Below are 3,869 nucleotides of genomic sequence, written 5' to 3'. Positions count from 1 at the left end.
AGATGTTGTGATCAATAGATCTAACCAAGTGTGGGCTGCGGATATAACATACATCAGAACTATTAAGGGATTTTGCTACCTGGCACTCTTAACAGATATGTATTCGCGTAAAATAGTAGGGTTCGACCTGAGTGATAGTTTAGAACTTACCGGTTGTGTAAGGGCTTTAAAAAAGGCTATGTACCACAATAAGGGACTTACAAACCTAACGCACCACTCAGACAGAGGCATCCAATATTGCAGCAATGTCTACACAAATGAACTAAAGCGGAAAAAAATAGCAATTAGTATGACCGAAGAAAATCATTGCTATGAAAACGCACTCGCAAAAAGAGTAAATGGAATCCTTAAAGATGAATTTTATCTCGACCAGACCTTTGCCAGCGTGGAAGAAGCAAAAAAAGCAACCAAAAATGCAATCAAATTATATAACTCTAAAAGATTACATTTATCTTTAAACTATAAAACACCTAATAACGTACACCAAAATGCAGCTTAATTTTAATCAATAACCTGTAGACGTATTTTAGGACGAGACATATGAAGAAAATTTTGAGACAGACATTAACAATCGGATTTTTATTAATTGGAATTACCGTTTTCGGACAGGAATACGGATTTGATATACACAATACTTCGCTCGATGAATATATTCAAATAGAAAAAAAGTTAGGAAGCGAGGAAACACTAAATACAACCAACTACGTTTCTTTTAACGGAGATGCTCAGCCAATTAAATTCAAAAGAAAGGAGAAAGACATTCCTGACTTAATAGTTTCTTATCATTTTAAAGAAAAAGACTCGACAATGAGTTCGATACTCTACGAATGGGACGTTTCTAATTTTGAGAAAAAAGACAACAATCAAAAATCGGCTAAATTTCAAAAGGCACTTGTCAAGAAATACAATGCTCTCGAAAAAATGATTAACGAACATTTCGGAGAAGCAAAAATTGAAGGCGATTTATCTGACCTAAGTCGAACCGACAAAAAAGATGGACGTCTGAATAAAAAAAATATTTGGCAACCAAATGATAGTACTGAAATTGTTATGTATACAGCAATTTCAAACTTTTATGAGAAGAATGGAATGGTTACTACTAACCCAACGCATCGCATACGACTTTATATAAAAAAAACTAAAAAAGATGAAAAATCAATCGATAAACTTGATGAGAAAAGAGTGGATTCTCTTAATGTTCTATCCAAGAATTTTTTACTCACTTTAGAAACAAAAGACTTACTGAAATCGAAAGATTATTTATCGGATTTAATTAAAGAAGCAGTTACAGATGAACAACTAAACACTTTAATTGAGAACTTGAATTTTGAAAGAAAAACAGAATTGATTTATAGTGGTGTTCAAGTCGGACTTGACGGAAGTGTTTTTACATTGCTTCATTATAAATACGAAGACGATACTTCGGAACCACCAAAAGAATTAATTAAAATAATATTTGATGACAAAAATAAAATTGTCGGAATACAACCGATTAAACTGCAAGGAAAGGTAAAGAATTAAATACTGTGGGCAACACGAGTATAAACGCAATAGCGGATAAGTGTTTTAATCAAATGTAACTTTATAAATTCACAGTTATTTATGAACCGAAAAGTAAGTGCGCAAATCCCGCTACTGCGCTTATACCAATCGTTACCCACAATATAAAAAAAATACTTCTTCTTACAATTATAGTCTTTTCGATTATCATATCTTCTTGCGAAAATGGCAGAATAACTGATTTGGAAAATTCAGTATCGGAATTAACAGAACTAAACTCTAAATTGACAGACTCGATTCAAAAATTGCAAGAAAAAAATATATCTTCTTTTTATCTGATAGAAAATTTGGATAAGAGTAACTTTAAAGTAAATGAAACCAGTATTATTCATTTCGATTTCGGATATAAAAATTATGTTTCAAATTATAATGTTTACAGATTATACGGTAAAAATTATGAAGAAAGAAAATTGATTTTAAAAAATCAAAGATTAAGTGAATTTGATTTTGAGTTTAAACCCGAAAATATTGATGATGATAGAATTAAACTCGAAGTCGTTATGAATATCAATGGAATCGAATGGGTTATCCCAGCCGATTTTCAAATTAATGTGATTGATTAAAGTACTGTGTACAATAATGTATAACCGCAATTTGCTTTGCCAGTTCGTTACACTCGTGTCGGCGGATTCGACTGCGTCCGAATCCACGCGTAATTGCTAACTTCAGTGCTTAACTTAATAACCTCGTATATTTACCCGTAACTGCGGTTATACTAAACGTTGGGCACAATTAAAAACAACCAATGAAGAGTTTTGCTTACCTACTTTCTATTCTATTTATTTTCTTAAGCTGTCAAGAAGAAAAATCGGCTAATTCAATAATTCAAAATTTCGAAAAGCAGGTCAAGAAAAATAAATCTTGGGAATATGATATTAACTATAAAATGAAATATTTCAGTTCTGATGAAGATACCTTAAATTATAATTCAAATGTCAGATTAATAAAATATAAATCTGACACAGTTTTCGGCGGGAGTTTTTGGATAAAAAATGACAGTATAGACAGATACTACGATTTGGAAAATATCTATATCATTAATCACAAGAAGAAGAAAATAACCAAATTCTTTCCACACAAAGGTCAAGATTGGGCAATTAATGGAAATACAATAAGTGGTGTTCTTGATTCTTATTTTTTAAAAGCAAATCGCTTATCGAAATCCTTAAAGGATTCTACTACAGTTGTTAGTTTAAATGATACCATTTTTCGAGATTCAAAGAGAAATGCCATAGAATTCTGTTTTAAGGACGATTTACCAACTGAAAAACAAAGAAAAACATTCTTTTTCGACGAAGATGAAAACTTAAAAAGCATTATCTATTCAGTTAAATTTCAAAATGAGTGGCAATACAATGAGTGGCATTTTACCAATGAGAAATATAACAACATAACCGATACTGATTTACAATTAGAGTTTAGTAATCTAATAAACAGCTACGAAGTAGAAGATTATAAAGAACCTGACCCAAAAGAAATGGAGCCAATTGCTAATGGAATAGAAGCACCAGCATTTAAAGGCTTTAACTTTCAACTTAATGACTCTATAAGCTTAAAAGACTATAGAAACAAATACGTACTGGTTGACTTTTGGTATAAAGACTGTTTTCCTTGTATAAAAGCAATAGCCTCATTAAATAAATTACGAACTGAATATTCAAAGAATGATTTGACAATTCTCGGATTAAATCCATACGACAATAAAGAAAAGGACAAAGAAAAACTTAAAGAGTTTATCGAAATAAATGAAATGAACTATCCAACCATCCTTGTAGACAATGAAGTTACAAAGGCATATAATGTGAGAGCATATCCAACTTTTTATATTATAGATGATAATGGCAAAATTGTTTATTCAAAAGTTGGACACAGTGAAAAGAATGAAAAGGAAATTGATAGTTTACTAAGTAAATGGATAAAATAACTGTACACAACAATACCTATAAGTAATTGCTTGTTTTAGCTTACTTACGAACATTGCTTCGCCAGTTCGCTTTGCTCGAGCCCTGCGGAATGTTCTATCTGTGATTTATTTGCTAAATTAGTTGCTTAACCACGCAACTAACCATAAACAAGACCGTTACCTGCAATTGCGGAACTCACTCAAACCTTAATTAAATGAAAATAAAAAAAAGAACATTTGACTTAATTTTTATTATTGTTTCAACTGCAATATTAATAACATTATCAGAATATGGACTTTTAGAAAAGTATATGGCTTTTGCTTTAATTCCAATTTTAATTGCATATCAATTAGGACAATATTCTGAAAGAAAATTTAAGAACGAATAGCTGAATTCTGAATGAAA

General features: G+C 30.9%; 5 protein-coding genes. All 5 read left to right on the top strand.

Annotation, left to right across the window (positions count from 1 at the left end; genetic code table 11):
- Positions 1 to 499: IS3 family transposase (locus tag G3A46_RS13965; protein ID WP_165150749.1), on the top strand; the 499-nt coding region annotated here is incomplete at its 5' end.
- Between the two features lie 41 nt (positions 500 to 540).
- A complete protein-coding gene (locus G3A46_RS13960) occupies positions 541 to 1,521 on the top strand; it encodes a hypothetical protein (protein ID WP_165150747.1) in 981 nt (326 codons plus the stop codon).
- Positions 1,522 to 1,742: 221 nt separating this feature from the next.
- Complete coding sequence (locus G3A46_RS13955) at positions 1,743 to 2,123, top strand: hypothetical protein (protein ID WP_165150745.1); 381 nt, start codon at positions 1,743 to 1,745, stop codon at positions 2,121 to 2,123.
- Positions 2,124 to 2,305: 182 nt separating this feature from the next.
- Complete coding sequence (locus G3A46_RS13950; RefSeq protein WP_165150743.1) at positions 2,306 to 3,484, top strand: TlpA disulfide reductase family protein; 1,179 nt, start codon at positions 2,306 to 2,308, stop codon at positions 3,482 to 3,484.
- Positions 3,485 to 3,678: 194 nt separating this feature from the next.
- Positions 3,679 to 3,852, top strand: a complete 174-nt coding sequence (locus G3A46_RS13945) for a hypothetical protein (RefSeq protein WP_165150741.1) — start codon at positions 3,679 to 3,681, stop codon at positions 3,850 to 3,852.
- Positions 3,853 to 3,869: the final 17 nt, after the last annotated feature.

This window comes from Aequorivita sp. KMM 9714 (assembly GCF_011065475.1).
Taxonomy (GTDB): domain Bacteria; phylum Bacteroidota; class Bacteroidia; order Flavobacteriales; family Flavobacteriaceae; genus Aequorivita; species Aequorivita sinensis.
Note: the sequence above shows the minus strand (reverse complement) of the source record. Positions and strands in the feature narration are given on the sequence as shown.